At 69.4% G+C, this 21884-nt stretch carries 16 protein-coding genes and 1 pseudogene; 15 read left to right on the forward strand and 2 right to left on the reverse strand.

Annotated features, from left to right (window positions below; genetic code table 11):
• The 11 genes and pseudogenes from AXA74_RS24350 to AXA74_RS08065 form a co-directional block, all read left to right on the forward strand.
• Positions 1–259 (forward strand): annotated as a pseudogene (locus AXA74_RS24350) (hypothetical protein); the annotation flags it as partial.
• A complete protein-coding gene (gene bcsQ, locus AXA74_RS08020) occupies positions 256–1035 on the forward strand; it encodes a cellulose biosynthesis protein BcsQ (protein ID WP_029577394.1) in 780 nt (259 codons plus the stop codon). The pseudogene AXA74_RS24350 and the gene bcsQ, both read left to right, overlap by 4 nt.
• Positions 1032–3224, forward strand: a complete 2193-nt coding sequence (gene bcsA / locus AXA74_RS08025) for a UDP-forming cellulose synthase catalytic subunit (protein ID WP_032979397.1) — start codon at positions 1032–1034, stop codon at positions 3222–3224. Before bcsQ ends, bcsA begins: the two co-directional genes overlap by 4 nt.
• 14 nt (positions 3225–3238) lie before the next feature.
• The gene (gene bcsB / locus AXA74_RS08030) at positions 3239–5551 is read left to right on the forward strand and encodes a cellulose biosynthesis cyclic di-GMP-binding regulatory protein BcsB (RefSeq protein WP_080700971.1); all 2313 of its coding nucleotides are present in this window, start codon (positions 3239–3241) and stop codon (positions 5549–5551) included.
• A 2-nt stretch (positions 5552–5553) separates the two neighbouring features.
• Entirely contained in the window at positions 5554–7866 is a 2313-nt protein-coding gene (gene bcsB, locus AXA74_RS08035; protein ID WP_029577391.1) for a cellulose biosynthesis cyclic di-GMP-binding regulatory protein BcsB, read from the forward strand.
• 47 nt (positions 7867–7913) lie between these two features.
• Complete coding sequence (gene bcsZ, locus AXA74_RS08040) at positions 7914–9077, forward strand: cellulose synthase complex periplasmic endoglucanase BcsZ (protein ID WP_048939963.1); 1164 nt, start codon at positions 7914–7916, stop codon at positions 9075–9077.
• Positions 9068–13081 (forward strand): cellulose biosynthesis protein BcsC, encoded by a 4014-nt coding sequence (locus AXA74_RS08045; RefSeq protein WP_232019803.1) that lies wholly within the window; start codon positions 9068–9070, stop codon positions 13079–13081. Before bcsZ ends, AXA74_RS08045 begins: the two co-directional genes overlap by 10 nt.
• 24 nt (positions 13082–13105) lie before the next feature.
• Complete coding sequence (locus AXA74_RS08050) at positions 13106–13768, forward strand: SGNH/GDSL hydrolase family protein (protein ID WP_080666475.1); 663 nt, start codon at positions 13106–13108, stop codon at positions 13766–13768.
• A gap of 34 nt (positions 13769–13802) precedes the next feature.
• Entirely contained in the window at positions 13803–14477 is a 675-nt protein-coding gene (locus tag AXA74_RS08055; RefSeq protein ID WP_029577387.1) for a cell division protein FtsQ, read from the forward strand.
• Positions 14478–14546: 69 nt separating this feature from the next.
• The gene (locus AXA74_RS08060) at positions 14547–15956 is read left to right on the forward strand and encodes an MBOAT family O-acyltransferase (RefSeq protein WP_029577386.1); all 1410 of its coding nucleotides are present in this window, start codon (positions 14547–14549) and stop codon (positions 15954–15956) included.
• Positions 15957–15960: 4 nt separating this feature from the next.
• Positions 15961–17103 carry an alginate O-acetyltransferase AlgX-related protein gene (locus AXA74_RS08065; RefSeq protein WP_032979395.1) on the forward strand — a complete coding sequence of 381 codons (1143 nt, stop codon included), beginning with the start codon at positions 15961–15963 and terminating at the stop codon, positions 17101–17103.
• 82 nt (positions 17104–17185) lie between these two features.
• Here the strand turns inward: AXA74_RS08065 and AXA74_RS08070 are convergent, their stop codons facing one another.
• Positions 17186–17635 (reverse strand): GNAT family N-acetyltransferase, encoded by a 450-nt coding sequence (locus AXA74_RS08070; protein WP_032979394.1) that lies wholly within the window; start codon positions 17633–17635, stop codon positions 17186–17188.
• Positions 17636–17690: 55 nt separating this feature from the next.
• Positions 17691–18611 (reverse strand): LysR family transcriptional regulator, encoded by a 921-nt coding sequence (locus AXA74_RS08075; protein WP_029577383.1) that lies wholly within the window; start codon positions 18609–18611, stop codon positions 17691–17693.
• Between the two features lie 92 nt (positions 18612–18703).
• Between AXA74_RS08075 and AXA74_RS08080 the strand changes: the two genes are divergently transcribed.
• Genes AXA74_RS08080 through AXA74_RS08095 form a run of 4 tightly spaced genes read left to right on the forward strand, consistent with a single transcriptional unit; the run spans position 18704 to position 21870 of the window.
• The gene (locus AXA74_RS08080; RefSeq protein WP_032979393.1) at positions 18704–19498 is read left to right on the forward strand and encodes an SDR family NAD(P)-dependent oxidoreductase; all 795 of its coding nucleotides are present in this window, start codon (positions 18704–18706) and stop codon (positions 19496–19498) included.
• 14 nt (positions 19499–19512) lie between these two features.
• The gene (locus AXA74_RS08085) at positions 19513–20331 is read left to right on the forward strand and encodes an SDR family NAD(P)-dependent oxidoreductase (protein ID WP_029577381.1); all 819 of its coding nucleotides are present in this window, start codon (positions 19513–19515) and stop codon (positions 20329–20331) included.
• Positions 20332–20348: 17 nt separating this feature from the next.
• Positions 20349–20861 (forward strand): carboxymuconolactone decarboxylase family protein, encoded by a 513-nt coding sequence (locus tag AXA74_RS08090; protein ID WP_032962278.1) that lies wholly within the window; start codon positions 20349–20351, stop codon positions 20859–20861.
• 43 nt (positions 20862–20904) lie between these two features.
• Positions 20905–21870 carry a tripartite tricarboxylate transporter substrate binding protein gene (locus AXA74_RS08095; protein ID WP_032979392.1) on the forward strand — a complete coding sequence of 322 codons (966 nt, stop codon included), beginning with the start codon at positions 20905–20907 and terminating at the stop codon, positions 21868–21870.
• Positions 21871–21884 lie beyond the last annotated feature (14 nt).

Here is a 21884-nt window from a genome sequence, read left to right on the forward strand (position 1 = left end):
GGCCGTCGTCCAGGCCGCGCCGCGCCTTGAGCCCAGCCTGGCCCCGGCCGACCCGCCGCCGCCTCCTTTTGCCTCCGCGGCCGCCGAGGCCGCGCTTGCGGCCTTGCCGCCCGCCGAGCCCGTGGCGGCCGTCACGCCCGCGGCCGAGCCGGCGCCTGTCGCCACCGCCGCGACCTCTTTGCAGAGCGTGTTCGCGCGCCTGGCCAAGGCGCCGGGCGCGGGCCAGGCTCCACCCTCACCCAGCACGGCGAAAGAATGAAAACCATAGCCATCGTCTCCGCCAAGGGCGGGGTAGGAAAGACAACCATCGCGGCCACCCTGGGGCTGGCCCTCAGCCGCGCGGGACATCCCGCGCTGGTGCTGGACCTCGACCCGCAGAATGCGCTGCGTTTTCACCTGGGCGCCGACACCGAGGCCGCCGAGTCCGGGCTGGCGCGCGCCAGCCTGGCCGGCATGCGCTGGCGCGACGCGGCCGTGCAGGGTGATGCCGGCCTGCACCTGGTGCCCTTTGGGCAGTTGAACGAAACCGACCGCCTGGCGCTGGAGCAGCAGATGCTGCGGGAGCCGGACTGGCTGGCCCGCCATCTGCGCGAACTGGACTTGGCGCCGGGCACGCTGGTGCTGATCGACACGCCGCCCGGGCCTTCCGTCTATGTGACCCAGGCGCTGCGCTGCGCCGATCTGGTGCTCGTCGTGACGCTGCCCGACGCGGCCTCTTACGCCACATTGCCCCAGGTCGAAAGCCTGATCGCGCAATATGCCCAGGGCCGCGAGGGTTATCTGGGCCATGCCTTCATCGTCAACCAGGTCGACAGCATGTCGGCGCTGGCCAAGGACACGCTGCGTGTCATGCGCAGCATCCTGGGCGAACGGATGGGCGGCGTGGTCCATCGCGACGCCACGGTCAGCGAAGCGCTGGCTTTCGGCAAGACCGTGATCGACCATGCGCCGCAAAGCCAGGCATGCAGCGATATCCTCGCCAGCGCGCAATGGCTGCGCCAGCAGCTGACCGACGCCAAAAAGGATCGTCCATGAGATCGTCGAGCCGAGAGACCGCGGCGCGCAATCCGCGTCTTGCGCGCCTGGGCAACGAGCTGCTGTCCTGGCGCATCTGGAAGATGGGCTGGGTGCGCGTCCTGTCGCTGGTGCTGGCCGGCGCGCTGTCGGTGCTGGCGGTCGCCGTGGAGATGGGGCTGTTCCAGCAGATGGTGTTCGCGGCGTTCTGCGTGATCGTGGCCTTGCTGCTGCATCGCGTGGGCGGCCGCCTGGCCACGCTGACCATGGTGATGCTCTCGGTCATCACCTCGCTGCGCTATATGTATTGGCGCATCACGGACACCATAGGTTTCGACAATGTGCTGGACGCCTTTTTCGGCTATGGACTGCTGTTGGCGGAAATCTATGCGCTGACGGTCATGCTGTTGAGCTATTTCCAGTCGGCCTGGCCCCTGCGGCGCAAACCCGCGCCGCTGCCCGCCGACCGCGACAGCTGGCCGACGGTGGATGTCTATGTGCCGACCTATAACGAGCCGCTGGAGGTGGTGCGCCAGTCGGTGTTGGCCGCGCAATCGCTGGACTGGCCCGCCGACAAGCTGCGCGTGTATGTGCTGGATGACGGCCGGCGGGCGGAGTTCCGCGAGTTCTGCGAACGGGCGGGCGTGGGCTATCTGACCCGCCCGGACAACCGGCACGCCAAGGCGGGCAACATCAATGCCGCCCTGGCCAGGACCGACGGCGAATTCGTGGCGGTGTTCGATTGCGACCACGTGGCGGTGCGCTCTTTCCTGCAGATCTGCATGGGATGGTTCATCAAGGACAAGCGGCTGGCGCTGCTGCAGACGCCGCACGTCTTTTTCTCGCCCGATCCTTTCGAACGCAACCTGGGGATCTTCCGCAATGTGCCCAATGAGGGCGAGCTGTTCTACGGCGTGGTGCAGGATGGCAACGACCTATGGAACGCGACCTTTTTCTGCGGTTCCTGCGCGGTGATGCGGCGCAGCGCGCTGGACGCGGTGGGCGGGGTGGCGACCGAGAGCGTGACCGAGGACGCCCTGACCGCGCTGAAGATGAACCGCCAGGGTTTCAACACGGCCTATCTGGCGGTGCCGCAGGCCGCCGGGCTGGCGACCGAAAACCTGTCGCGCCACATCGGCCAGCGCACGCGCTGGGCGCGCGGCATGGCGCAGATCATCCGGATCAACAACCCGCTCTTGGGCAAGGGCCTGAAGCTGGGGCAGCGGCTGTGCTACCTGAGCGCGATGCTGCACTTTTTCTTCGGCTTGCCGCGCGTGGTCTTCCTGACCGCGCCGCTGGCCTATCTATTCTTCCATGCCAATGTGTTCCAGGCGTCGGCCATCATGGTGGCGGCTTACGCCTTGCCGCACATCATCCTGTCCAGCCTGACCGGTTCGCGCATCCAGGGGCGGTTCCGCCATTCGTTCTGGAACGAGGTCTACGAGTCGGTGCTGGCCTGGTACATCATGCGCCCGGCGCTGGTGACGCTGATCAGCCCCAGGACCGCGCAGTTCAATGTGACGGCCAAGGGCGGCATCATCCGCGAAGCCTATTTCGACTGGACGCTGGCGCGTCCCTACGTCATCCTGCTGGGGCTGAACCTGATCGGTTTCATCGTCGGCGTGGTGAGCCTGGCCGCCGGCTATGGGGGCGTGGGCGCGCGCCTGACCATCATCCTGAACCTGGTCTGGACCGTCTACAACATCATCATGACCAGTGCCAGCGTGGCCGTGGCCGGCGAGGTCAGGCAGCTGCGCAATGCGCCGCGGGTGGCGATCTCGCTGCCGGCCATGCTGGTGCTGCCCGACGGGCGCACCGTGGCCTGCCGTACCAGCGATTATTCGCAGGGCGGCCTGGGCCTGGTGCTGCCGGCCGGCGTGGTGGTGCCCAATGGCATGCCGCTGAGCGTTTCCCTGTTCCGCAATGACGAAGAGGCCATGTTCCCGGCGCTGGTGACCTTCAGCCGGGGCGACCGCCTGGGCGTGAGCTTCCAGTCGCTGACGCTGGAGCAGGAGCGCGAGCTGGCGGAAATGACCTTCGGCCGGGCCGATACCTGGGCCGCCAATTGGGGCAATAACACGCCCGATTCTCCGCTGGCCGCCCTGGGACAGATCAGCACGATAGGAATGCGGGGTTTCACCTTGTTGCTGCGCCAGCTGCGCGACCGCAGCCTTGCGGCCGTGCGCCGTCCCATGCCTACGAAAAACTAGAGGACGATAGACCGATGACTTCCAGGCTTGATGCTTGGCCGCCCAGGCCTTGCCCGTCCCCCGCGCTGCCCGCCTTGCGGCTGGCCCTGATGTCGGCCCTGCTGGCCCTGGGGCTGCCGGCCGCGGCCCAGCAGGAGACCGCCGCGCCGCCTGCCGCCCATGGCGCGCCCGCCCAGACCCTGCCGCCCGGCGCGCAGGTCTACTCCGTGCCGCTGTCGCGCTTGAGCGGACAGAGCGCGTTGCCCTTGCGCGGCGTGGACGGCGTCAACGGGCTGGGCTTTTCGGCCCGCCGCGACCAGCGCATCATCGGCGCGCGCGTCAATCTCGATTACAGCTATTCGCCGGCGCTGCTGCCCGACCTGTCGCACCTGAAAGTGCTGCTCAATGGCGAGGTGGCCGGCAGCGTGGCCCTGCCCAAGGAGGCGGCCGCCACGCCCACGCGCCAGACGGTCGAGCTGCCCCTGCCGGCGCTGGCCGATTACAACCGGCTGGACGTGCAATTGATCGGCCACTACACGCTGGGCTGCGAGGATCCGGTGCACTCCAGCCTGTGGGCCGATGTCGCCGGCAGGAGCACGCTGGACCTGACCGTCATGCCGGTGGAGCTGCCCAATGACCTGGCGTTGCTGCCCGTGCCCTTCTTCGATAGCCGCGATATCCGTCCGCTGGAGCTGCCCGTCGTGCTGGGCCGCCAGCCGGATGCGGCGCGTCTGGAGAGCGCGGGCATCCTGACTTCCTGGTTCGGCGCGCTGGCCGGTTATCGCGGCGCGCGTTTCAGCGCCCGCATCCAGGACCTGCCCGCCTCGGGCAACGCGGTGGTGCTGCTGCAGCCGGGCGATACCGTGGCCGGCGTGCAGACGCCGCCCATCGACGGTCCTTCGGTGGCCATGGCCACGCATCCGCGGGACCCTCACGGCAAGCTGCTGCTGGTCATGGGGCGCGACGCCAAGGAACTGAAGCAGGCCGCCACCGCCCTGGCGCTGGGCAGCGAAACGCTCTCCGGCCCGCAGGCGCGTTTTACGCGCCTGACGCCGCCCCCGCCGCGCAAGCCTTTCGATGCGCCCAATTGGCTGCGCAGCGACCGGCCGGTGGCTTTCGGCGAACTGGTCTCCACGCGCGACCTGAATGTGTCGGGCCACCGCCCGCCACCCGTGCATATCAGCCTGCGCATGCCGCCGGGCTTGTTCGGCTGGCATAGCGACGGCGTGCCCGTCAACCTGATCTACCGTTATTCGCCGCGCCCCGGCGCCAAGCAGTCGGTCATGGAGATGATGGCCGGCGAGCAGCTGGTGCGCAGTTTTTCGCTGCATGAAGGCACGGGCGTTTTCAGCCGCCTCAATGGCATGCCGGCATCGGAAGGACAGGCCAAGGTGATGGTGCCGACCTATCTGCTGCCGCCGTTGACCGCGCTGCAATTCCGCTATGTCTATGAATACGCCAAGTTGGGCGAATGCCAGAACAGCATCCTGGACAACGTGCGCAGCGCCATCGACCCGGGCTCGACCATCGATGTGTCGGGCCTGCCGAAGTATGCGCCCATGCCGGACCTGTCGCTGTTCGCCGACGCGGGCTTTCCGTTTACCCGCATGGCCGATCTTTCCGAGACGGCGGTCGTGATGCCGGAGGGCGCCGGCACGGCCGACTACGCCGCCTATCTGACGCTGCTGGGCGTGATGGGGCAGGCCTCGGGCTATCCGGCCATCGGCGTGACCGTCGGGCAGGCCGCGCAGGCCGAGGCCTTGCGCGACAAGGATCTGCTGGTGCTGGCGTCGGGCGACAACCAGCCCCTGCTCAAGCAATGGCAGGGTTTGATGCCCAGCGGCTTCGAGGGCCGCGAGCGGCGCTTCAGCCTGTCGGACTGGATAGACAACCTGGCCGCCTGGTTCGGCCCGGATCCGCGCGACCGCAAGCGCCGCGCCGATCTCCAGCTGGACTACGCCGGCAGCGGCGTGCTGGCCACGCTGGCCGGCATGGAGTCGCCGCTGAGGGCGGGCCGCAGCGTGGTCGTGGTCTCGGGCACCAGCGCCGACGGGCTGGCCACGGCCGTGCAGGCCCTGCAGGCCAACCGTGACAACGAGAGCCGGGCCGACAATCCGCAGGACCGCATTGGAGGCAGTCTGACGGTGATCAACGAAAAGCAGGCCTACACCTTGCAGGACGAGCAAAGCTATTACGTAGGTTCGCTGCCCGCCTGGCTGGGCCTGCAATGGTTCTTCGCGCGTCATCCGCTCACGCTCGTGGGCGCCTTGCTGCTCAGCGCGCTCGTCATCGCCGTGTTGCTTTACCTGTCGCTGCGCGCCCGCGCGCAACGCCGCCTGGGATCGTGATCATGAAAAAGAACAGTCTTTCGACCCAAACGCCGCAAGCCCGCGTGTGGCCGCGCCGCCGCGCGCTGTCGCGGCTGTCGCTGGTGCTGCTGACCAGTTGCTCGCTGCTGGCCCAGGCGGCCGAGACGCCGGCGCCGGCCCCCGAGCCGGCGCCGGCACCGCCGCCTTTCAAGGCCGACCAGCGTTACACCTTCAAGCAGCTGGGCGCGCAATATCCGCTCAACCTGCGCGGCGTGGACGGCAGCAATACGCTGAACTTCAGCGTGCGCAACGACCGCGTGGTGACCGGCGCGCGGGTGGACCTGCGCTATGCCTATTCCCCGGCGCTGCTGGCCGACCTGTCGCACATCAATGTGCTGCTCAACGACGAGGTCGCCGCCACTATCCCGGTGCCGCGCGAGACGGCCGGCAGCAATCTGCGCCAGACCATCGAGATCCCGCCGTACCTGATCACGGCCTATAACGACCTGCGCCTGCAGCTGATCGGCCACTACACGCTGGACTGCGAAGATCCGCTGCACTCCAGCCTGTGGGCCAATATCAGCAACCTGAGCACGCTGGACCTGGCGACGGCGGCCCTGCCGCTGCCCAATGACCTGGCCAACCTGCCGCTGCCGTTCTTTGACCGGCGCGACATGCGCAAGCTGGTCCTGCCCTTTGTGTTCCAGACCGAGCCCGACGCGGCCATGCTGGAAGCCGCCGGCACGATGTCGTCGTGGTTCGGCGCGCTGGCCGGCTACCGGGGCGCGGAGTTCCCCGCGGCCGTCACGCAGTTGCCCGAGCGCGGCAATGCGGTGGTGTTCGCCATGGGCAACGCCGTCTCCGGCCTGGGCCAGACGCCGGTGAATGGCCCCGCCGTGGCGGTCGTCACCCATCCCAACGACCCGGACGGCAAGCTGCTGCTGGTGATGGGCCGCGACGGCAAGGACCTCAAGCAGGCCGCTGCCGCGCTGGCGCTGGGCAGCCAGACGCTGGCCGGGCCGTCGGCGGCCATTACCCGGCTGGCCGACCTCAAGCCGCGCCAGCCCTACGACGCGCCGCGCTGGCTGCGCACGGACCGCCCGGTGAGTTTCGGCGACCTGATCGATCCCAAGCGCCTGAACGTCTCGGGTTTCAGCCCCGACACCATACGCATCGACGTGCGCGTGCCGCCCGACCTGTTCGGCTGGCAGGAAAAGAAGGTGCCCATCGACCTGCGCTACCGCTATACCCCGCAGCCCACGTCGCTGAACTCCTCGTTGCTGTTCAGCGTGGGCGATGAGTTCGTCAAGTCCATGCCCTTGTTCGCGCTGGAGCGCATCGAGGGCGGCGACAAACTGCGCGCCGAGGTGCTGCCCGATGAGAGCCTGCCCATGCGCGCCCGGCTGGATGTGCCGCTGGAATTGCTGAAGTCGCGCGGACAGCTGCAGTTCCGCTATATGTACGACTACATCAAGCAGGGCGAGTGCCGGGACATCATCGTCGACAATGTGCGCGGCATGATCGAACCCGAGTCGACCATCGACCTGACGGGCTATCCGCATTTCATCCTGATGCCGGATCTGCGCGCCTTCAGCGAATCGGGCTTTCCCTTCACGCGCCTGGCGGACCTGTCGGAGACGGCGGTGGTGCTGGATGAGCGCGCGGGCGCCGAAGTCTATTCGGCCTATCTGAACGTGCTGGGCCGCATGGGCGACGCCACCGGCTACCCGGCCACGGGCGTGACCGTGGCCCGCCCGCAGCAGCTCGATGCCCAGGCCGGCAAGGACCTGCTGGTGATCGCCGCCGGATCCTCGCACCCCCTGCTCAAGAGCTGGGCCGCCCGCATCCCGGGCAGCTATGAGGCGGGCGCGCATTTCACCCTGTCGGACCTGGTCTATCGCGTGACGGACTGGTTCCATGCCGACCCGCGCCTGGACCGGCGCGCGCCGCGCGCGGCCATGAGCTATACCAGCGAGGGCGTCAGCGCCGTCGTGGCGGGCTTCGAGTCGCCGCTGGCCGCGCGCCGCAGCGTGGTGCTGCTGGCCAGCAGCCAGCCCGAGGGCCTGGCCGCGGCCGTGGCCGCGCTGCGCGGCGGCGAGGGCTATGACAAGGCGGTGCAAGGCAGCCTGGCGGTGATACGCGGCAAGCAGGTCGATGCGCTGGTCGCCGACCAGACCTATACGCTGGGCAGCCTGCCGCTGCTCAAGCGCATCGATTGGTCGATTTCCTCGCTGCTGCCCGGTTATACCTTGCTGCGCCTGGCGGTGATGGCGCTGATCTGGCTGGCCGGCATCGCCGTGGCGCTGGCCGTGCTGCGCGCGCTGGCCCGCCGCTTGCGCAAGAAGGCGGAGTGATGCCCGGGCCGGCCCGAGCGCGGTCTCCCGCATGGCGCCCGCGCGCCATGCTGGCGGCGCTCGCGCTCGGGCTGGCCGGCCAGGCGGCCGCCGCGCCCCGATGCACGGCGGTCAGCTGGCCGGAATGGTCGGCTTTCGTGACGCATTTCGTCCAGGCCGACGGGCGGGTGGCCGACGGCAGCACACCGCGCCAGATAAGCACTTCGGAAGGACAGTCGTATGCCATGTTCTTCGCCCTGGTGGCCAATGACCGCGAGACCTTCGGGCGCCTGTGGCGCTGGAGCGTCTCCAACCTGGCCCGGGGCGATGCGGCCCGGCATCTGCCGGCGTGGTCCTGGGGCAGGCGCGATGACGGCGCCTGGGGCGTGCTGGACGCCAATTCGGCTTCCGATGCCGATTTGTGGTTCGTCTATGCCTTGCTGGAGGCGGGGCGCTTGTGGCGCCAGCCCGGCTATACCCGCGATGCGCTGGCGCTGCTGGCGCAGGTCGAGGCCGGCGAGATCGCCGATCTGCCGGGGCTGGGCAGCATGCTGCTGCCCGCGCCGCAGGGCTTTGTCCAGCCCGGCCTGTGGCGGCTGAACCCGAGCTATATGCCCGTGCCGGTGCTGCGGCGGCTGGCGCAGGCTTCGCCGCAAGGGCCCTGGAACGCCGTTGCCGCCAATACATTGCGGGTCATCCAGGCCACCGCGCCCAAGGGCTATGCGGCCGACTGGGTGGCCTACCGCGGCGTGCCGGCGGACGCCGCACCCGCGGCGATGGTGGGGCATTACGAGAATGATCCCGTGCACGGCGCCAAAGGCAGTTACGATGCGATCCGTACCTATCTGTGGGCGGGTATGACGCCGCCCGGCGATCCCGTCGCCCGGCCCTTGCTGGCGGCCTTGTCGGGCATGGCCGCCTCGGTCGCGGCCGAAGGCGTGCCGCCCGAGGCGGTCGATGTGGACAGCGGCCGTGCGCAGGGCCGTGGGCCGTTCGGTTTTTCGGCGGCCTTGCTGCCGTATTTCCAGGCCCGGGGGCAGGAAGACCTGCTGCAGGGCCAGTTGCGCCGCGTGCGGACCGAATGGGCCGCTAGCCGCGAGGCCGGGTCCGCGCGGCAGCCGCCTTATTACGATTATGTGCTCAGCCTGTTCGGCACCGGCTGGTTCGATCAGCGTTACCGGTTCGGCAACACGGGCCGTGTGTCATTGGAGTGGGAGAAGAAATGTCCTTGAACCGCCATAAACTGGCCATCGGCGTTCTGGCCGCCCTGATGCACCAGAGCGGATGGGCGCAGCCGGCCGCCACCGCCTCCCTGCTGGAGCAGGGCCGTTATTGGCAGAACCAGGGCGATGCCAAGCGCGCCGCCCAGGCGTGGGAAAAACTCCTGCTGTCCGAACCGGCGCAGCAGGAGGCGCTTTATGGACTGGGGCTGGCGGCCGTGCGCGAAAAGCGCTTCAGCGACGCCCAGGGCTATCTGAACCGGCTTCAGCAGCTCAATGCCACCGGCACGTTCACCAAGCGCCTGCAGCAGGACATCGCGCTGGCCAGCGGCCCGGGCGCGGCCGAGCTGGAGCGCGCGCGCATGCTGGCGGCCTCGGGCGAGATCGACCAGGCCATGCAGGCCTACGACCGGGCCCTGCAGGGCCGCGAGCCGCAGGGCAATATCGCCCTGGAGTACTACAGCTTCCTGGGGTATACGGACAAGGGCTTGGCGCCGGCCATCAGCGGCCTGCAGCGGCTGTCGCGCGAGATGCCGGGCAATCCGTATGTGCAGCTGGCCTTGGGCAAGCATCTCATCCGCGACGAGAACCGCCGCGCCGAAGGCGTGCGCCTGCTGGGCCAGCTGGCGCAGCGCAAGGACGTCGGCGCCGACGCCACCGAGAGCTGGCGTGCCGGCCTGATGTGGCTGGGCGCGCCCAGCGCCGCCGAGAAGCCGCTGTTCGAGGCCTATCTGAAGGCCCATCCCGACGATAAGGAAGTGCGCGCCGTCTACGACAACCCGGCGGCCAAGCGCGGCGCGCCGGCCGTGGCCTGGCGCCAGGATCCCCGGCTGGCGCGCGGTTTCGCGGCCCTGAAGAACCGTGACCTGCCGGCCGCCGAGGCGGCCTTCCAGGAAAAACTGCGCGCCACGCCCAATGACCCCGACGCCCTGGGCGGCCTGGGCCTGGTGCGCATGCAGCAGGATCGCACCGTCGAGGCCCAGGAGCTGTTGTCGCGCGCCGCGGCGCGGCCCGGCGCCGGGCGCAATTGGAGCCGCGCCCTGGGCGGGGTGCGCTACTGGAACCTGCTCGACCAGGCCGAGGCCGCGCGCCAGCGCGGCGACAGCGACGGCGCGCGCCGCCTCCTGGAGCAGGCCATCCGCCTGGATGGCGGCGCGGCCGGTGCTTATAACGCCATGGGCCGCCTCTATGCGGGCGCGGGCGACATGGCCAATGCCGAAAAGACCTATCGCGCCGTGCTGGCGCGCCACAAGAATGATCCCGAGGCGGTGCGCGGCCTGGCCGACGTGCTGGCCCGGACCAACCGCCCCGAGGAAGCCCGGCGCCTGATCGCTTCGCTGCCGCCCGGCCAGGCGGGCGACGTCGACCGGCTGCGGGCCTCCGTCGCGGCCGGCCAGGCGCGCGAGGCCGAGAAGCGCGGCGACGCGGCCGGCGCCCGCCGCTTGCTGGAAGATGCGCGCGCCGCCGATCCGCGCAATCCTTGGATCGCCTATGAGCTGGCGCGCCTGATGCTGCGCGGCGGCGAGCCGGCGCGCGCCCAGCAGCTGATGGACGAGGCCTTGCGCCTCCAGCCGGACTCGGCCGACGCCCTCTACGCCAGCGCGCTGCTGGCTTCCGAGAGCGGCGACTGGGGCCGCGCCTATGACACGCTGGCGCGCATTCCGGAGAGCCGGCGCTCGCCCGACATGAAGAGCTTCCAGCGCAATGTGTGGGTGCACGAACAGGCTTCGCAGGCCGCGCGCCTGGCGCAGGCGGGCGACACGGCGCAGGCGCGCAAGCGCCTGGAGGGGCTGGAGACGACGGCCGCGGGCGATCCGCAGCTGCTCGGCGCCATCGCCCAGGCCTATGTGGATGCCGGCGATACGCCGCGCGCGCTGGCCTTGATGCGGCCGCTGGTCAACGGATCCCGTCCGGCCGGCCCCGATGTGCTCATCCCCTATGCCGGCGTGTTGCTCAAGAGCGGCGATGATCCGGGCACGGCCGCCGTGCTGCGCCAGGTGCAGAAGCTGCCGATGGATCCCGACCAATACCGCAGCTTCCAGGATCTGGTGAGCCTGTACACGGTGCGCCAGGCCGAGGCCATGCGCCAGCGCGGCGACCTGGTGGCCGCCTACGACATCTTGCAGCCGGTGCTCAAGCGCCGGCCCGACGACCCCTCGGCGCAGGGCGCGCTGGCGCGCATGTATGTCGCTGCCGGCGACCGCGACAAGGCGCTGGAGATCTATCGCCGCCTGCAGGCGCGCGACCCCGACAATGCCCAGCTGCAGATCGCCGTGGCCGGCATCGCCGCCGAGGCCGATGATTGGCGCTCGGCCGAGACGGCCATCGACCGCGCTCTGACGCTGGCGCCGCGCGATCCGGACGTGCTGGCCGGCGCCGCCCGCCTGTACCGCTCGCGCGGCAAGACCTCGCGCGCCGCCGATCTGTACCGCCAGGCCATCGCGGCGCAGGAGTCGCGCGGCGCCACGCTGGCGCTGGCCGACAGCGGGGGCGCCAATCCCAACGGCAATCCCTTCGTCGGGCTGCCGGGCCAGCGGGCCCGGGCCACCAGCCTGTCCCAGGTGCTGGGCCAGGCGCTGGATGAGCCGCTGATCGCCGCCTATGGTGCGGGCGCCGATGTTCCGCCGGCCCCGGTGCGCGAAGAGCCCTATGCCATTGCCGCCTCGATGCCGCAGGACACGCGGCCGGCGGCGCCTGCCGGCGCGCCGGCGGGCGGGGCGGCCGCCGCCTATGCGGGCGGCATCGCCACGCGCACCGGGCCGGGCGCCGACAACCTGCCGCCGGCCGCGTATGGGGCCAGGGCCGATGCCGCGCCGCGTTCGCTCAGGCAGGAGCTGGACGAGGTCATGCAGGAGCGCAGCGCCGAAATCCGGGCCGGCGCCTTCGTGCGTTCGAACAACGGCGAATCCGGCATGAGCAAGCTGACCGAGGTCGATGCGCCCATCGAGGCGCTGATCCCAGCCGGCGACGGCAAGATCTCGCTGCGCGCCACGCCCGTCACGTTGACCGCCGGGAGCCTGGACAGCAGCTATTCCAGCAGCAGCCGTTTCGGCGGCGGGCCGGTGGCCGCGGCTGCCCAGGCGCAGGGTCTCGTGGGCTCGGCCGGCAGCCAGCGGGATAGCGGCGTGGGCTTGTCGGCGGGCTATGTGGCGAATGGCCTGTCGGCCGACATCGGCACCACGCCACTGGGTTTCGAGTATTCCAATGTGGTGGGTGGCCTGCGGCTCAACGGGCCCATCAGCCGCGCGGACGGCAACTGGTACAGCCTGGACCTGTCGCGCCGCGCCGTGACCGACAGCCTGCTGTCCTTTGCCGGCACCCGCGACAATCGCACCGGCCAGCGCTGGGGCGCGGTGACGGCCACCGGCCTGGAAGGCCAGATCGGCATGGACAACACGGATTATGGCGTCTATGCCTACGGCTCCTGGCGCAGCCTGGACGGCCACAATGTCGAGTCCAACTCGCGCACCGAGGTGGGCACGGGCATCTATTGGCACCTGATGCGCGAGTCCAACCGCATGCTGACGGCCGGCCTGAACCTGGGAGCCATTTTCTACGACAACAACCAGCGCTTCTTTACCTACGGCCACGGCGGCTATTTCAGTCCGCAGCAGTTCTACGCCCTGAGCGTGCCGGTCACCTGGGCGCAGCGCGATGGCCGCTTCACCTACAAGCTGCAGGGCTCGGTGGGTATCCGCCACTTCAAGGAAGACAGCGCGGATTACTTCCCGACCAACAGCGGCCTGCAGGCGGCGGCCAACGCGGTCAACCAGGGCTTGTTCGGCACCCCGGCCGTCTATGACGGACAGTCGCGCACCGGCGTGGGCTACAACCTGGCGGCGGCGGCCGAGTACCAGCTCACGCCCAAGCTGTTCCTGGGCGGCACGCTGGCCATGGACAATGCTTCCGATTACCGTCAGTACGCCGGCGGCCTGTACCTGCGCTATGCCTTCTATCCGCAGACCCGTCCGCTGGATCTGCCAGTCAATCCTTATCAGTCGCCGTATGCCCGCTAGCGCGCGTTATCAAGGAGTATCGCCATGCTGACTTCACTTTTTGCCGGCTTGAGCATCTTGCTCATCGGCGACAGCCATCTGGCCGCGCCTGGCTATCTGATCACGACCCTGCAGGATGACCTGGTCAAGCAGGGCGCGGTCGTGCGCACCATCGGCGTTTGCGGCAGCAATGCCGGCGACTGGCTCAAGGCCGCGCCCAGCACCTGCGGCGGCGCCGAGCGGCTCAACAGCGGCAAGATCGAATTGAAAGGCAGCGCGGCCCGCACCACGCCGGTCACCGAGCTGATCGCGGCCAACAAGCCCAATCTGGTGCTGATCGTGCTGGGCGACACCATGGCCGGCTACACCAATCCGGCCTTTCCCAAGACCTGGGCCTGGCAGCAGACGACGGCGCTGACCAAGGCCATCGCCGGCACCGGCACGGCCTGCGTCTGGATCGGTCCGGGCTGGGGCACCGAAGGCGGCAAGTACAACAAGAATTTCGCGCGGGTCAAGCAGGTATCGGCTTTTCTGGGCAGCAATGTCGCGCCCTGCGCCTATATCGATTCGACGCAGTTCTCCACGCCGGGCCAGTGGCCGACCACGGACGGCCAGCACTACACCAACACGGGCTACAAGGCCTGGGGCGACGCCATCGCCAAGCAGCTGGCCGGGCTGCCCCAGGTCAAGGCGCTGCAGAAAAAATGACGCGCGGCGACGCGCAGCACTGAAAGGACCAGGAATGACTGCTTTTCTCTGGCGTGGCCTGGCTGGCCTGTCGATCGCCCTGTTTGCCGTGGGCGCCGGCGCGGCGCAGATCCAGCTCTATGAAACCGGGCCGGCGGAGGACGCCTCCTTCGTGCGTTTCGTCAATGGCGGCGGCGAGCCGATGGAGGTCGGCGCCAAGGGCTCGCAGGCCCGCATCAAGCTGGATGCCGCCCATCCGGCCTCGGATTTCATGCCCGTGAAGGCGGGCGCCAAGATGCAGGGCATGCTGCAAAGCGCCGGCAAGACGCGCGAGGTCGAGGTGTCGGTGCAGCCGGGCGAGTTCGCCTCGGTGGTCGGCCTGCCGGGCAAGGACGGGCTGCGTGCCGTCATCGTGCGCGAGCAGCCCGAGGACTTCAACGCGCTGAAGGTGTCCGTCGGTTTCTACAACCTGGATCCGGCTTGCGCGCAGGCCGGCCTGTTGGCCGTGCCGCGCAATCTGGCCATGTTCGAGAATGTCGCCGAGGGCGGGGTCGCGCGCCGCCTGGTCAACCCGGTGTCGCTGCGCGTGCAGGCCCGTTGCGGCGGACAGGCGGCGGGCCCGGAGCTGGACCTCGGCGCCCTGCAGGCCGGGGAGCGCCATACCGTCTTGCTCTTGCCTTCCGACCAGGGGCCGCGCCTGCTGCACGCGGCCGACCAGACCGCGCGCTAAGCCGCGGAGCCGGCGGGGAAAACCTCCCCGCTCCGATAACAATACATCCGGCCGACCCGGCCGTTCGCCATGGTCTTCGCGTCCCTCGAATTCCTGACGCTGTTCCTGCCGCTGTTCCTGGCCATCTATGCATTGACGCCGCAGCGGGCGCGCAACTTCGTGCTGCTGGTCGGCAGCTGGATTTTCTACAGCTGGCTCAAGCCCATCTACCTGCTGCTGCTGGTGGGGGTGACCGTGGTGGCCTGGGCCGGCGGACTGCTGCTGGAGCAATTCCAGGCCGGCCATCGCCGCAAGGTGCTGCTGGTGCTGCTGCTCGCGGCCAACACGGCCACGCTGTGCTGGTACAAGTATGCCAACATCCTGGTGGCGACCTTCAATGACATCGCCGGCATGGCCGGCGCCGTGCCCCTGTCCTGGGAGCGGGTCGCCTTGCCGGCCGGCCTGTCCTTCTTCGTGCTGCAGGCCATCTCCTACCTGGTCGACGTCTATCGCCGGGATGTGCGCGCCGAGCGCAACTTCATTGATTTCGCGGCCTACAAGGCCATGTTCGGCCAGCTGATCGCCGGTCCCATCATCCGCTGGGCCTGGGTGGAAAAAGAGATCGCCCACCGCAGCATGGACTGGCAGAACTTCTGCCTGGGCGCGCGCCGCTTCATGGTGGGCATGAGCATGAAGGTGCTGGTGGCCGATACGCTGGCGCCGGTGGTCGACGCCGCCTTCGCCTTGCCCGCGCCGACGCTGGCCGATGCCTGGATAGGCTGCGGCGCCTACACCCTGCAGCTGTTCTTCGATTTTGCCGGGTACAGCGCCATGGCCATCGGCCTGGGCCTGATGATGGGCTTTCACCTGCCGGAGAACTTCAATCATCCCTACCTGGCGCGCAGCATCCAGGACTTCTGGCGGCGCTGGCACCTGTCCTTGTCCAGCTGGATACGCGACTACCTCTACATCCCCATGGGCGGCAACCGCCTGGGCGTCTGGAAAACCTATCGCAACCTGCTCCTGACCATGGGCATCGCCGGCCTGTGGCATGGCGGCGAAAGCTGGAACTTCCTGCTCTGGGGGCTGGCCCACGGCCTGGCCCTGGCCCTGGCGCGCGCCTGGAACGGCACCGGCCTGCCCGCGCCGCCCGGCTGGCTGTCGCGGCTGGCGACGTTGCTTTTCGTGATGCTGGCCTGGACGATATTCCGCGCCGCCGATTTCCACGCCGCGCTGGCCATGTATCGCGGCCAGTTCGGCCTGAATGGCATCGCCCTGGGCGATAGCCTGGCCTATGTGCTGCGGCCCACGCATTGGCTGGCCGCGGCGCTGGGGGTGGTCTGCGTGATCCTGCCCGCGCTGCAGCCCTGGTGGGCCACCCGGCCCGCCGGCCGGCTGCGCACGGCCTGGAGCGCGCTCTGGCCGGTGGCCGGTTTCCTGCTGGCCTATGCCCTGATCGCCGCGCGCGGCGCGGTGCCTTTCCTCTACTTCCAGTTCTGAGCCGATGAGCGCCCCTCACGATACCCCGGCCGCGCCTCCCGTCGCCCATGCCTCGGCCGCCAATCGCCGCGCCAGCCGGCTGGCGGGCGTGGTGCTGGTCCTGTTCATGGCCGGCGCGGCCCTGAGCAACGCCTGGTGGAGCATGCGGCACGACGTGCTGCCGGAGGACAGCTCGGTCGGGCGCGTGCTCGACGGCGGCGTGACGCATGATCTTTCGCTGCGCCTGGCCGACATGAGCTTCAGCACGGAAGCCGCCCGCCTGCAGCGCGGGCTGGGCTGGCTCACGCTGCGCGACCTGGGGCCGCGCGTGCGCCGCGGCTGCGCCGGCTGGCTTTTCCTGGGCGATGAGCTGCAGCCGCATCCCGGCGCCGAACAGAACCAGGCCGAGCGGGCCCGCATCGTGGCCGCCACGCGCGACGCGCTGGCCGCCCGCGGCATCGAATTGTTGGTGGCCGTGGTGCCGGACAAGAGCCGTATCGAGGCCGAACGCCTCTGCGGCCTGCATCGCCCGGCGTCCTTCCAGGATCGTCAATCGCGCTGGATCGGGGTCCTGCGCGCGCAGGGCGTGCGCGCCGTGGACTTGAGCGCGGCCCTGGGCGCGGTCGAACAGGGCGCTTTCTATCGCAATGACACCCATTGGAACGAAGCCGGGGCCGGCGCCGCCGCGCGCGCCATCGCCGACCAGGTGCGCGCCAGCGGCGTGCCCTTGCAGGCGCCGCAGCGCTGGCGTGTGACGGCCGAGCCGCCGGCGCCCCGGCCCGGAGACCTGGTCAGGCTGGCGGGCGTGGACTGGCTGCCGCTGGCGCTGCAGCCCAGCCCGGAGATCGTCTCGCTGCACCGCTATACGCCCGAGGCCGCGGCCGCGGCCCAGGACGCCGACGATCTCTTCGGCGACAGCGCCCTGCCCACCCTGGCCCTGGTCGGAACCTCTTTCTCGCGCACCTCCGAATTCCTGCCCCAGCTGTCGCAGGCCCTGGGCGTGGCCATCGGCAACTTCGCCCGCGACGGCGGCAAGTTCGGCGGCGCCTTGCAGGCCTACTTCAACAGCCCGGCCTGGAAGCAAAGCCCGCCGCGTCTGCTGATCTGGGAAGTGGATGAGCGCGACCTGGGCACGCCGCTGACGGACGAGGACAGGGTGAAGCCCTAGCGCGCCACCGGTGTCAGGCACCCCGTGGCAGGCGTTTGCGATCCCGAATCGCCGGCGCCCGAGGCCTGGCGCGCGGGACGCCTCAGAGCAGCTTGACCATGAACACGCTGTGCGGGTCGGGGCGGTAGTCGCCGAAGGGCGGGCATTCGGCATAGCCTTGGCGGCGGTAGAAGGCCAGGGCCTCGGTCTGGCGCGCGCCGGTTTCGAGGTGGATGCGGTGGATGCCGGCGTCGGCCGCGGCCGCCTGCAGGCGGGCCAACAGCGCCTGGGCCACGCCCTGGCCGCGCGCGGCCGGGCGCACGTACATGCGCTTGAGCTCGGCATAACCCCGGGCGAGCAGGACGCCGCCGCAACCCAGCGCCTGGCCGGCCTGGTCGCGCGCCACAAGGAAGACGACGTCGGGGCCGCACAGGGTGTCGAGGTCCACGCCGTGGTGGCTTTCGGGCGGCGAGAGCGGGATCTGGTAGGCGTCGAGGGCTTCGATGAGCGCGCTGACGTCGGGCGTGCGCGCGTTTTCGGGCGAGATCTTCATGTCGGGGCGTCGAGGGCAGGCAAGCGGCCGATCCTCGCACGGCGGCCGGGGCCGGTCAATGCTTGCGGGCCGGCACGGGCGGGGACTCGATGCCGCGGCCCAGGCGCTGCAGCTCGTCCATGATCTGCCGCAACAGCCGGGACGGCTGGCATTCGCGGCGCACGTACATGCCCACCGAGCGCGACAGCGCGCCCTTGAGCCGGGTTTTGCCCACGCCGCGTTCGGCGGCGTTGTCCAGCGAAGACTCGGGCAGCAACGCGATGCCGCAATTGTGCTGCACGAAGCGGGCGATGGTGTTCAGGTCGCGCAGGGCATAGAGCGGGTTGAAGGGCTGGGCGGCCGCCTGGAAGGCGCGTTCGGTCAGGCTGCGCACGCTGGTGCCCGCCGGCATGCTGATCAGGGGCAGGGTGGCCAGCTCCGCGGGCAGCCAGCGGGTCACGCCTGGCGTGATGCGCGCGCTGTGAAAGAGCACGAAGGGCTCGGTGAAAAGCTCTTCGTAGATCAGGTCGGCGGCGCCTTCCTCGCTCATGGTCGTCACGGCGACATCCACGCGCCGCTCGCGCAGCAGGTCCAGCGCCTCGTTGGCGATAGGGTCGAAGACTTCGACGCGGACCTGGGGCCGCTGATGCGCCAGGCGCTGGATCAGGCGCGGAATGAGCGAGGCCGCCAGGGTGGGCAGGGCGGCCACGGCCACGCGGTTATGGCGGTCGCGCAGCCGCTGGTCCAGCTCCAGCATGCCTTTCTCGTGCAGGGCGGTGATCTTGCGCGCGGTCTCCAGGATGCTCTGGCCTTCGCGCGACAGGCGCACCATGCGCGTGGTGCGCTCGAACAGCTGCACGCCCAGTGTCTCTTCGGTTTCCTTGAGCAGCTTGCTCAGGGTGGGCTGGGTGACGTGCAGCAGTTCCGCGGTCTTCTGGAAACTCAAGGTCTCGGCCAGCAGCACGAAGATGCGCAATTGTCTCGGCGTCAGATTCATTCTGTTTGTCTATCAATCACGTTCAAATCGGAACTTAACCTGCGTCTACGCTTGGCTTAGCCTGTGCTTCACGGACTATCTATGGAGCTGGGATGTTTCGTCTCGATGGCAAGGTGGCCCTGGTGACCGGTTGCGGCACCCTGGGCGAGGGCTGGGGCAATGGCAAGGCAACGGCGGCGGCGCTGGCCAGGCAGGGGGCGGCGGTGTTCGGCTGCGACCTAGACATCGACGCGGCGCGCCAGACCGCGGAGGCGGTGGCCGCCGAGGGCGGGCGTATCTCGGTGCGGCAATGCGATGTCACGCGGGCCGACGAGGTCGTCGGCCTGGTGCAGGCCTGCATGCAGGCGCATGGCCGCATCGACATCCTGGTCAACAACGTCGGCCGCTCGGAGCCGGGCGATCCGGTCTCCATGGCGCAGGAGACGTGGAATGAGCAGCTGCAGGTCAACCTGACCTCGGCGTTTCTGTGCTGCAAGCACGTGATTCCCCTCATGAAGCGCGCCGGCGGAGGTTCGATTATCAACATTTCATCCATCGCCGGGTTACGTTATGCGGGCAAACCCCAGGTGGGCTATGCGGCGGCCAAGGCGGCCTTGATGCAGATGACGGCCACGACCGCCGTCATCCATGCGCGCGACGGCGTGCGGCTGAATTGCGTCGTTCCGGGGCTGATGTTCACGCCCCTGGTGCAGCGCCTGGCGCAGAAATACGCCCAGGGCGATTACGAGGGCTTCGTGGCCCGCCGGCATGGCCAGGTGCCCATGGGGCGCATGGGCGACGCATGGGATGTCGCCCATGCCGTCGTGTTTCTGGCCAGCGATGAAAGCCGCTACATCACGGGCCAGCAGATCGTGGTCGATGGCGGCATCACCATGGCCACGGCCTGACGGGGAGGGCGGCGATGCCGATATCGGACAAAGCGGGCGGCCGCTTGGCGGACAAGGTGGCGCTGGTTTTCGGCGCGGGCTGTGTCGGCCCGGGCTGGGGCAACGGGCGCGCCATCGCGGTGCGCTTCGCGCAGGAAGGCGCCATCGTGATCGCGGTGGACAAACGGCCCGAATCCCTGCCCGAGACGCTGGCGCTGGCTGGCGATTGCCGCGAGCGCATCGAGACCCATATCTGCGACGTCGGCGACGCCGGCCAGGTCGCCGAGCTGGTCGCGCGCGTGCTGCGGCGCCACGGACGCATCGACGTGCTGGTCAACAACGTCGGCGGGCCCGTGCCGGGCGGGCCCACCGCCCTGTCCGGCGAGGACTGGCAGCGGCAACTGGACCTGAACCTGACCTCGGTGTTCACCACCTGCCGGCAGGTGCTGCCCATCATGCAGGCCCAGGGCAGCGGCGCGGTGGTCAATGTCTCGTCGACCTCGGCCATCCGCTGGACGGGGGCGCCGCAGGTGGGCTACGCGGCGGCCAAGGCGGGCGTGATGCAGTTCGGCCGGGTGGCCGGCGTCGAACTGGCCGCCCAGGGGGTGCGCATCAACACCGTGCTGCCGGGCCAGTTGCATACGCCCTTGGTGGATGCCTTTCTCGCCGGGCAGCAGAGCGAGGGCGATGTCCAGGCGCTGCTGGAGCGGCGGCGCCGGCGCATTCCCCTGCCCACGGAGGGTGATGGCCGGGACACGGCCAATGCGGTGTTGTTTCTGGCCTCGGATGAAGCCCGCTTCATTACCGGGACCGAGCTGGTGGTGGACGGGGGCATGAGCGCCCGTTGCGATTGACTTTCTGGAGCAAGACGATGGCGCGAATCGACTATGCGGACATCAGCCGGCCGGAGCTGCGGCCCTTGGTGGAGCGTATCCAGCGGGAGCGGTCCAGCCTGCCCAACCTCTACCGCATGCTGCTCAACAGCCCCGCGGTGGCGCAGGGCTGGCTGGCCTATCTGACGGCGATACGCCAGCAGAGCCGCCTGCCGCCCAGTCTGCGCGAAATGCTCATCCTGCGCGTGGCGGTGTTGAACCAGGCGGACTATGAATTCGAGCAGCACCTGCCCATCGCCCTGCGCGAAGGCTGCAGCCAGGCCCAGGTGGAGGGCCTCGGGCGCGGCGACTTCGCAGCGCTTGGCGCCGGCGAGCGCGCCGCGATGCGCTATTGCGACGAGATGACGCGCGATATCCGCGTGCAGGACGCGACCTTCGCGGCGCTGCGCGCCGCCTTCGGCGACCAGGAGATCGTGGAGATCACCGCCACGGTCGCGGCCTACAACATGGTGTCGCGCTTCCTGGAAGCCATCCAGATCGATCACGAATAACGGCTCATTCGAAAGCCGGCAGACCCCCTATGAGGAGACAAGCATGCATAGCGTCAACCGATGCAGGGCCGCCCTGGGCGCGCTCGCGCTGAGCCTGGTGTTCGGCGGCCCGGCGCACCCCGCCTATCCGGCCCGGCCGGTGCAGCTGATCATTCCGTTCTCGCCCGGCGATACGGACCAGATGCTGCGGCCGATCACCGAAAAGATGGGCCAGTACCTGGGGCAGCCCATCGTCATGAACTACAAGCCGGGCGCCGGCGGCGGCATCGGCGCGGCCTATACGGCCTCGGCGGCGGCCGACGGCTATACCCTGGTGGGCAGTTCGCCGGGCGCGCTGGTGGTCGTGCCGCTGGCCAACAAGGAGATCAAGTACACAACGGATTCCTTCGCGCCCGTGGCGGCGATTTCGCTGGGCGGCATGATGATCGTCGCGCCGGGCAAGTCCAAGTACAAGACGCTGGCCGACGTCGTGGCCGATGCCCGCGCGCGCCCCGACGGGATTGCCTATGGGACCTCGGGCGCGATGGGGATCAGCCATCTGCTGGGAGAGACCTTCGCCTCGGAGGCGCAAATCAAGCTGCGCCACATTCCGTTCCAGGGCAGTACGCCGGCCGTCACGGCCCTGCTGGGCGGGCACACGGATATCGCGGTAACGGCGGTGGGGCCGGCCCAGGCGCATATCCAGTCCGGCGGCTTGCGGCCGCTGGCGGTGTTCAGCAGCAAGCGGCTGGCCGCCTATCCGGATGTGCCGACGTTGCGCGAACTGGGCTATGACGTGGGCAGTCCCACCCTCTACGGCCTGATGGCGCCCAAGGGCACGCCGCCCCAGGTCATCGACACGCTGTACCAGGCCGCGCGCAAGGTGGTGGCCGAGCAGGGCGACGAGGTGAGCAAGACCCTGGGGACGATAGGCGCGGAGGTCAGCGTGCTCGGGCCGCGGGAATATGGCGCCTATCTGCAGGAGCAGCGCGCGCTATTCTCGCGGGCCATAGGCCTGATCCGCGAATGAGCGTCCCCCCGTTC

The organism is Bordetella hinzii LMG 13501 (genome assembly GCF_001548475.1).
GTDB classification, from domain to species: domain Bacteria; phylum Pseudomonadota; class Gammaproteobacteria; order Burkholderiales; family Burkholderiaceae_B; genus Bordetella; species Bordetella hinzii.

Coding starts and splice junctions, on each gene's coding strand:
- AXA74_RS08075 (WP_029577383.1), bottom strand. CDS start 18,611: ATGAATCTGACGCCGAGACAATTGCGCATCTTCGTGCTGCTGGCCGAG.
- AXA74_RS08070 (WP_032979394.1), bottom strand. CDS start 17,635: ATGAAGATCTCGCCCGAAAACGCGCGCACGCCCGACGTCAGCGCGCTC.
- AXA74_RS08090 (WP_032962278.1), top strand. CDS start 20,349: ATGGCGCGAATCGACTATGCGGACATCAGCCGGCCGGAGCTGCGGCCC.
- AXA74_RS08080 (WP_032979393.1), top strand. CDS start 18,704: ATGTTTCGTCTCGATGGCAAGGTGGCCCTGGTGACCGGTTGCGGCACC.
- AXA74_RS08055 (WP_029577387.1), top strand. CDS start 13,803: ATGACTGCTTTTCTCTGGCGTGGCCTGGCTGGCCTGTCGATCGCCCTG.
- bcsB (WP_029577391.1), top strand. CDS start 5,554: ATGAAAAAGAACAGTCTTTCGACCCAAACGCCGCAAGCCCGCGTGTGG.
- bcsB (WP_080700971.1), top strand. CDS start 3,239: ATGACTTCCAGGCTTGATGCTTGGCCGCCCAGGCCTTGCCCGTCCCCC.
- AXA74_RS08065 (WP_032979395.1), top strand. CDS start 15,961: ATGAGCGCCCCTCACGATACCCCGGCCGCGCCTCCCGTCGCCCATGCC.
- AXA74_RS08095 (WP_032979392.1), top strand. CDS start 20,905: ATGCATAGCGTCAACCGATGCAGGGCCGCCCTGGGCGCGCTCGCGCTG.
- AXA74_RS08045 (WP_232019803.1), top strand. CDS start 9,068: ATGTCCTTGAACCGCCATAAACTGGCCATCGGCGTTCTGGCCGCCCTG.
- AXA74_RS08060 (WP_029577386.1), top strand. CDS start 14,547: ATGGTCTTCGCGTCCCTCGAATTCCTGACGCTGTTCCTGCCGCTGTTC.
- AXA74_RS08085 (WP_029577381.1), top strand. CDS start 19,513: ATGCCGATATCGGACAAAGCGGGCGGCCGCTTGGCGGACAAGGTGGCG.
- AXA74_RS08050 (WP_080666475.1), top strand. CDS start 13,106: ATGCTGACTTCACTTTTTGCCGGCTTGAGCATCTTGCTCATCGGCGAC.
- bcsZ (WP_048939963.1), top strand. CDS start 7,914: ATGCTGGCGGCGCTCGCGCTCGGGCTGGCCGGCCAGGCGGCCGCCGCG.
- bcsQ (WP_029577394.1), top strand. CDS start 256: ATGAAAACCATAGCCATCGTCTCCGCCAAGGGCGGGGTAGGAAAGACA.
- bcsA (WP_032979397.1), top strand. CDS start 1,032: ATGAGATCGTCGAGCCGAGAGACCGCGGCGCGCAATCCGCGTCTTGCG.